6 protein-coding genes and 1 pseudogene are annotated in these 7,218 nt (G+C 58.8%); 4 read left to right on the top strand and 3 right to left on the bottom strand.

Annotation, left to right across the window (positions count from 1 at the left end; all coding sequences use genetic code 11):
- Positions 1 to 70: 70 nt before the first annotated feature.
- Positions 71 to 1,045 carry an IS5 family transposase gene (locus tag K225_RS0118920; protein WP_026437586.1) on the top strand — a complete coding sequence of 325 codons (975 nt, stop codon included), beginning with the start codon at positions 71 to 73 and terminating at the stop codon, positions 1,043 to 1,045.
- Positions 1,046 to 1,785: 740 nt separating this feature from the next.
- On the top strand, positions 1,786 to 2,388 hold the full coding sequence (locus tag K225_RS0118915; protein WP_051249094.1) for a uracil-DNA glycosylase family protein: 603 nt from the start codon (positions 1,786 to 1,788) through the stop codon (positions 2,386 to 2,388).
- 182 nt (positions 2,389 to 2,570) lie between these two features.
- Here K225_RS0118915 and egtB read toward each other — a convergent pair whose 3' ends face one another.
- Both egtB and egtD read right to left on the bottom strand, forming a co-directional pair.
- A complete protein-coding gene (egtB, locus tag K225_RS0118910) occupies positions 2,571 to 3,839 on the bottom strand; it encodes an ergothioneine biosynthesis protein EgtB (protein WP_034713439.1) in 1,269 nt (422 codons plus the stop codon).
- Between the two features lie 229 nt (positions 3,840 to 4,068).
- The gene (gene egtD, locus K225_RS21270; protein ID WP_202900064.1) at positions 4,069 to 5,142 is read right to left on the bottom strand and encodes an L-histidine N(alpha)-methyltransferase; all 1,074 of its coding nucleotides are present in this window, start codon (positions 5,140 to 5,142) and stop codon (positions 4,069 to 4,071) included.
- A gap of 471 nt (positions 5,143 to 5,613) precedes the next feature.
- Here egtD and K225_RS0118895 point away from each other — a divergent pair, with 471 nt between their 5' ends.
- On the top strand, positions 5,614 to 5,895 hold the full coding sequence (locus K225_RS0118895; protein WP_026437798.1) for a DUF427 domain-containing protein: 282 nt from the start codon (positions 5,614 to 5,616) through the stop codon (positions 5,893 to 5,895).
- Between the two features lie 303 nt (positions 5,896 to 6,198).
- Here the strand turns inward: K225_RS0118895 and K225_RS0118890 are convergent, their stop codons facing one another.
- Positions 6,199 to 6,606 (bottom strand): RidA family protein, encoded by a 408-nt coding sequence (locus K225_RS0118890; RefSeq protein ID WP_026437797.1) that lies wholly within the window; start codon positions 6,604 to 6,606, stop codon positions 6,199 to 6,201.
- A 124-nt stretch (positions 6,607 to 6,730) separates the two neighbouring features.
- On the opposite strand from K225_RS0118890, the pseudogene K225_RS0118885 reads away from it, so the two are divergent.
- Positions 6,731 to 6,934: pseudogene (locus tag K225_RS0118885) on the top strand (LysR family transcriptional regulator); the annotation flags it as partial.
- Between the last annotated feature and the right edge of the window lie 284 nt (positions 6,935 to 7,218).

Below are 7,218 nucleotides of genomic sequence, written 5' to 3'. Positions count from 1 at the left end.
TAGGGAAGGTCTGCAAAACCTCCCTCCCGTTGAACTGGCAAACGGCGTGAAGTGAGGAGAAGATAGGGGCATGAACCAAATCACGCTGGGGCTGGACCCCCTCCACAAGAAGACGCGCAAGGAAGTGTTTCTTGAAGAGATGAACAAGGTCGTGCCATGGCATGCCCTGGTCGCGCTCATCCAGCCGCACGCCCGCGGAGCGCACCAGGCGCTCGGTGGACGCCCACCGTTTGCGGTGGAGACCATGCTGCGCATCCACTGCCTGCAGCTGTGGTGGAACCTGAGCGATCCGGCGATGGAAGAAGAGCTGCACGAGCGCCCCTTGTACCGCCGCTTTGTGGGCCTGGACGGCGCCGCGCGCCTGCCTGATGAGAGCACCATCCTGCGCTTTCGCCACCTGCTGGAGAAGCACCAGCTCGCCCCTCAGGTGCTGGGCACCATCAATGCCGGGCTGGCCCATCAGGGCTTGCTGCTCAAGACCGGGACCGTGGTGGACGCCACCATCATTGCCGCGCCCAGCTCGACCAAGAACAGCAGCGGTGAGCGTGACCCCGAGATGCACCAGACCAAGAAGGGCAACCAATGGCACTTCGGGATGAAGGCGCACATTGGTGTGGACGCCGATTCGGGCCTGGTGCACAGCGTGGTGGGCACGGCGGCCAACGTCAACGACGTGACACAAGCCGGCGCGCTGGTGCATGGAGAAGAGAGCGATGTGTTCGCTGACGCGGGCTACCAAGGTGTGGCCAAGCGCGAAGAGACGCAGGGCATCGAGGCGAACTGGCACGTGGCCATGCGCCCGGGCAAACGCAAGGCGCTGGACAAGAGCACACCCATGGGCGAGATCATGGACAAACTGGAGCAGGCCAAGGCGCGCATCCGGGCGAAGGTGGAACACCCGTTTCGCGTGATCAAGCAGCAGTTTGGTCATGCCAAGGTGCGCTACCGAGGTCTGGCCAAGAACACGGCGCGCCTCACGATGCTGTTTGCGCTGAGCAATCTGTGGATGGTGCGCAAACGACTTTTGAACATTGAGCGGGGATGAGTGCGCCCGCATCCCGGGCGATGCCCTGCGAGGCAGGTCAAAACGGCCGCAGAAGGCCGAAATCCGCCTTCAAAAACCATCGGTATCCGCCTTCCATGTCGTCATCTGAAAATCGACGACTCAGCTCACGCTGCGGCGGGGGTTATGCAGACCTTCCTTAGCTTCATTCCGCTTGGCGAGCAAGAGAAGAGAACTCGCCGCTCCGGCAGGAAGCGTTTTCCGCACCACTCCAAGCGAGCGCTGGGGCACTGTACGGCGCTCGGCGTGTCCGATAGTCCGGAATACATCTCCTATCGTCGCCGCGAGGGATGTGGCTCGCGCAGTTCCCCAGCGAAAAGCCGTCCAGGCGCACTAAGGATTGATCGGCACAGTGATGTGGTACCGACCGTCGCTGGGTTGCTGTGGCTGCATTGGTCCGGTACTCCGAGGCTTTCCCCAAATGACAGGCCCTCAACGACTTCAAAGGTCAAGCTCTTCAAACTTGGAGGGATCGGCGTAACGTTTCACGTAAACGCAGCATGGAAGTGGCCTCGGCGCCGCCTGATTCCATCCCCGCGGACGCACCGAATTCATTCTTTGCAAAACAACTATCCAGAAGCTGACGCCAAAACGTTGAGCATGTCTGCGCGATGGCGTGTAAGCTGGCCACGACTGGCACTGCGCTGCGACAGGAAACCTTTCGCAATCAGACCGTCATGCCTACTCAACGTCTCTTTGCGAACGACTCTCACTTGACTTCGATGCCGCTGCACTGCTCTGCTGCTGGTCGTCTTGACGCACTTCTGAGTGAGATTCAAGCATGCCGCGTCTGCGAGGCGCATCTCCCGCTGGGTCCTCGACCCATTGTGAGAATCTCACCGTCCGCTCGCATCCTGATGGTTGGTCAAGCACCAGGCCTTAAGGTTCACGAAAGTGGGATTCCGTGGCACGACGCAAGCGGGAAACGGTTGAGGGAGTGGTTGGGGGTCGAGGAATCGGTGTTCTATGACGCGCGCCGGTTCGCGATCGTGCCGATGGGCCTGTGCTATCCCGGTCGAGGCCGCAGCGGAGACTTGCCGCCACGTCCCGAGTGCGCGCCTCTTTGGCATGAACGCATCCTCTCCTCTCTGCCTCACATTCGACTGACTATCCTCATCGGGCAGTACGCTCAGGCGAAATACCTCGGTGAACGCAGGCAGGCGACCCTCACTGAGACAGTCGCAGCATGGAAGTCGTATGCGCCACAGTTCATCACCCTGCCCCACCCCTCGCCGCGCAACCAGAACTGGCTGAAGCAGAATCCGTGGTTCGACAGGGACATTGTTCCGATGCTTCGCAACCACGTGGCGGATGCGCTGGCATAGCCCGATTGCGGCTGCTATCGGTCTTAGCGCCTGGACTTACCACCAGTTTTCGCATTGGCTCCAAGTTCCTCCGCCTGCAAGGACTGCGGCGACCCTGCCCGAGTCGTTCAGCGCTATCCCTTGGGATCAGCAGGCGGAACTCGGTGCCCCATGGCGTGCCCCGCCTCTGTTTCAGCCTGGCATCAACACTCCATGTCCCGCGCGAGGCGCAGCCCACTGAATTGCCACCTGGTCGCGGGTGGAAAGAAATTGCGATAGGTGAGGCGCGTGTGGCCGCGTGGGGTGGCCACGCTTCCACCGCGGAGAACAATTTGGCCGACCATGAACTTCCCGTTGTACTCACCGATAGCTCCTGGCCATGGCCTGAATCCTGGATACGGATCAAAAGAAGAGCGTGTCCACTGCCAGACATGACCTGTTAGCTGTCGAATCTCCGGCAACCGTGCCGCCGATTCCCATTCAGCCTCTGTGGGCAGTCGCGCACCGCTCCATAGAGCAAAGGCAGCAGCCTCATAGAAGCTCAGCTGGCTCACTGGAGCTCCAAGATCCATCGGCTGGACTCCGGCAAGCCCGAACACCTGCCACCCCTCGGCCGGCGCGCTGGAGTCTCTTGGCGCAATCCAGTAGGCGGGCATTTGCCAGCCATTAGACTGAACCACCGCCCAGCCCTCGGACAGCCACAAGGCGGGAGTTTTATAGCCACCGTCGGCGATGAAGTCGACATACTCTGAGCAAGTGACCAAGCGGTCGGCAATTTGGAATGGCGCCAGCCAACAACGATGTCGCGGGGTTTCGTTGTCGAACGCAAAGGTTCCGCCTGGGTGACCGACCTCTACCAATCCGCTCGGTCCATCCAGCCATTTAACCTGTGAAGGAGTTTGAAGGCGAAGTGGCCCCTCTCCAGAGGCTCGAAGTGCCGGGAGCATCGGATTGCACGAGAGCAGGTGTAGGGCGTCCGTGACAATGAGCTCTTGATGCTGCTGCTCATGCTGCAGACCAAGAATAATCAGCGGCCCCACAGACTCGAGGGTTTCGTTGTCGGCCTCCTCTATGAGCCGAATGACAGCGGCGTCGACGTGCTCACGATACCGGTGCACTTCCCGCAGTGCTGGACGTGTGAGAAGCCCTCGCTGGGCCCTCGGATGGCGGCTACCCAGGGACTCGTAGTACGAATTGAACAGGTGCAGATAGGACGCGTTGAAGGGCTCGCATGATGTGTGAGACATCAGGACCACGGCCTCGAAGAACCACGTGGTATGCGCCAGGTGCCACTTCGTCGGACTCGCGTCTGCCATTGACTGTGCGCACTGGTCCTCCACGCTCAGGGGACTCGCCGCACTCAGAGTGGCTGCGCGAACCAGTGCAAAACGGTTCGCAAGAGCTGCGCGATCTGTCGCGTCAGGAATGAGAAAACTCGCGGGAGAACACGCGCGAAGTAAATTCCTGGTCATGAGCCCCGGGGTCCTTTTTTTTATGAGCGTGCCCGGCGTTCAGAGCAGCCAGGTGATTGACAAAACATGGACATATCGACGTCTTCGTCCATTGTTCTGACCGCACATTGGCCGCAGTCGCTATGAGCAGGCCCCCTCGTGTGAATAGGTGGCTTCGTCGTCGCAGGAGGGAGAGGGAGTGGGAGTGGGTTAGCCAATGCTGATGCGCAGAATGTAGGCGGCGCGCATATCAGTCGGCGCTGTATTCTTGGTCGCTGCCAATCGGGACACGTTGCGCGGACAAAACTGCAAAGTATCCGTCCGGGTCAGTCCAAAAGCCGGTCGTATTCCATCCTCCCGCCCTGAGCAGCAAGCGAATGTCCCGTACGGTGTACTTGTAGCTGTTCTCGGTATGAATGGTTTCGCCCTCCCGCATGGAGAAGCTGCAATCGGCTACGCGAAACTGCACGTCGTATCGCGCGCGAAGATGCATCTCTATCCGGGATAGCCCTTCATTCCACCGCACCTCGTGCTTGAAGGCAGACACCGGGATGTCGCCGCCGAGTTCCCGGTTGATGCGGTGCAGCAGATTGAGGTTGAACCTGGCGGTGACTCCCTGCGGGTCGTCATATGCCGGCAGGAGGATCGCCTCGTCCTTCAGCAGATCGACCCCCAGGAGCAGGATGGAATCATGGCCAAGGGCGTCGCCAAACGTCCGCAGGAGGTTGACTGCGGCCGCTTCGCTGAGGTTGCCGAGGGTAGATCCCGGGAAAAAGCCGATGCCACCTCGCTGCAGGACCGTATGCGGCAGCTCCATCGGACGCAGAAAGTCCGCCTCGACAGGCCGCATGGGAATATGCGGGAACTGGGCCTGCAAAGACGCAATGGATTCGCGCAGGAATTCGCCGGAGATGTCGATGGCGATGTACTCCGAGACCAAGGCGTTACCAAGCAGCACGGAAGTCTTGGTGGCGGAGCCCGCACCGAACTCAACGAGCACCTTGTTGTGCCCCAGGAGTGGGACGATCTCACGGATGTACGTCGACAGAATCGTACGCTCGCAACGGGTTGGGTAGTACTGCGGCAGCCGAGTAATGTCCTCGAACAGCTTTGAGCCTTCTTGGTCATAGAACCAGCGCGGAGGAATGGCCTTGTTAAGGCTTCCCATTCCACTAAGCACATCACGCAGAAGCCCGAGATAGGAGTTGGCGGCGGGCGCTACTGTGGGCGCAGGGAAGGAGGGGTTTCTCATCAAACGGAAAGGCAAATACTGACTCACACCATCATCCAGTCGATACGTCTGACGATGCTTGAATGGCTCCATACCCGGAGAAAAAGCGAAGGCTACAGCTACTGTGTCTCCATAACTATTCTTCTCCGATGACCCCACACGGGTCAACATGCCAATGTGTCCGGACGTCCGACAAAATGAGCCAGGGAACCTGAAGTGGTCATTCAGTGGGAGGCAGGACTGATTGACGGCTGGCCTTGATCGTCGATACGTACTGAGTTCACGGCCAGCGTCCGATAGTCCGGAAAACGTTCCCCATCGTCTACGCAAGGCCCGTAGTTCGCGCACTTCCCAACAAAAAAGCCATTCCAGGCACTACATTGGAACGACTCTGACGTAGAGAGGAGTCACTTTCAGTGACCCCTCCAAGAAATTTGAACTGAGATGCCGATCGAAGTTGATTTGATTGCCGTCAAAGAATATGCCTGCACGCGTGTGCCGACCCAGAATGGCGCAGTGGCGCTGATCTGAACATCTGCTTGAATTCACACTGGAGACATTGACATGAAAGCCACATGGAACGGCGCGGTGATTGCGCAGAGCGACGACACGGTGGTCGTTGAGGGGAACCACTACTTTCCCGACAGTTCGCTGAACCGCGAATATGTCACCTTGAGCGACCACAAGAGCAGTTGCCCTTGGAAGGGCCTAGCCAGCTACTACTCACTCAAAGTGAATGGCGAGACCAATCCGGATGCGGTCTGGTACTACCCCAACCCAAAGCCTGGTGCCGAAATGGTGAAAGATCGAGTCGCCTTCTGGAAAGGCGTGAAGGTCGAAGCGTAGGACAAGCTGGACGAGGCCATGGATGCATCGTGTCAGTGATGGCACGGATGCAGTTTCCATTTCCTGCTTTCACAAACGGCAGACAAGCTCCACGTTGCTCGCTCACGGTATGTTTTTTTGCAGTTACTCACGCCCCTTTTGGTAGTCCGGCTGCATGTGGTGGCGAACTCGCATCACCACCGGTTGCAAACATCGCAGCGTTGTCAGGAGTGGATGCAGGTCAGTAGCGACTACGAGTTGGTTTCCACCGCTACCGGGCCAGATCACTCTGATCCTGACTAGCTTGCACCGCGCGTGGTCGGATTACACGGCAGCAGTGGCCTCGGGCAGCTTGGCAATCACTTTGATCTCGAACTGGAATCCATACAACCAGGTTACGCCAATGGCTGTGAGCGTGGGGTGCGGAGCCTCACCCCAGTACTCCCCCACCACCTCCCAAATGGTTTCGAACTTTGGCTCAGGATCAACGATGAACACGGTCACGTCGACCACGTCTTTGAACGTGCAGCCTGCGGCCGAGAGGATCGCGTTGAGGTTGTCGAAAGCGAGCCTTACCTGGGCTTGCAATTCGGGTTCTGGCGAGCCATCGGGCCTACTGCCCACCTGCCCTGAGACGAATAGAAAGCCGTTGGACCGGATCGCAGGTGAGTAACGGTTCTTGTCATAGAGCGCCTGACGGCCGGCGGGGAAAACAACATCACGTGCAGACATGAGATACCTATTTGTTGGTGGGGATGGGTGGACTCTAGGCGATCACGGTCTTCAGATAAACAAGCAAGTCGCACAATGACTTTTTGCCATTTCCAAACAATAACCCCTGACATCAGGATCTCCGATGGACCGATTCGATGCAATGCAGGCCTTTACCCGCGTAGTGGAAGCCGGTAGCTTCACTAAGGCGGCACAGACGCTGCACATGAGCAAGACCACTGTGACGCAGCTCGTGCAGCAGCTGGAGGCGCGGCTGCGCGTGAAGCTGCTGAACCGCACCACGCGGCAGGTGAAGATCACGCCCGACGGCGCCGCGTGGGTATTTCGGACCAACGTGACCGCTGGTTTCGGTATCGTGACCGAGGATTTCGGCCCATCGTGACCGACTCCGTTGTCGGTTCATCGTGACCGGCCGTTTCGGCAACGTGACCGATCATTTCGGTCATCGTGACCGCCGTTTCAGCCCACGTTTTTGTGGGATCTGAAGCCAGGCGGTGCTGCGTAGAGAACTCAACCCGGGCGTCCTAACCTCGACGGCTTTTGCCTTCAGGAGCCGGATGCCCAAACCTCGAATTTCTCTACGCATGATCAAAGACGTTATCCGCCTGAAGT

It is taken from the genome of Acidovorax sp. JHL-9, from assembly GCF_000426205.1.
Lineage (GTDB): Bacteria > Pseudomonadota > Gammaproteobacteria > Burkholderiales > Burkholderiaceae_C > Acidovorax > Acidovorax soli.
Note: the sequence above shows the minus strand (reverse complement) of the source record. Positions and strands in the feature narration are given on the sequence as shown.

Bases quoted from the DNA above. Each gene is read 5' to 3' on its own strand.
- K225_RS0118895 (WP_026437798.1), top strand. From the start codon at position 5,614: ATGAAAGCCACATGGAACGGCGCGGTGATTGCGCAGAGCGACGACACG.
- K225_RS0118890 (WP_026437797.1), bottom strand. From the start codon at position 6,606: ATGTCTGCACGTGATGTTGTTTTCCCCGCCGGCCGTCAGGCGCTCTAT.
- K225_RS0118920 (WP_026437586.1), top strand. From the start codon at position 71: ATGAACCAAATCACGCTGGGGCTGGACCCCCTCCACAAGAAGACGCGC.
- egtB (WP_034713439.1), bottom strand. From the start codon at position 3,839: ATGACCAGGAATTTACTTCGCGCGTGTTCTCCCGCGAGTTTTCTCATT.
- K225_RS0118915 (WP_051249094.1), top strand. From the start codon at position 1,786: ATGCCGCTGCACTGCTCTGCTGCTGGTCGTCTTGACGCACTTCTGAGT.
- egtD (WP_202900064.1), bottom strand. From the start codon at position 5,142: ATGGAGCCATTCAAGCATCGTCAGACGTATCGACTGGATGATGGTGTG.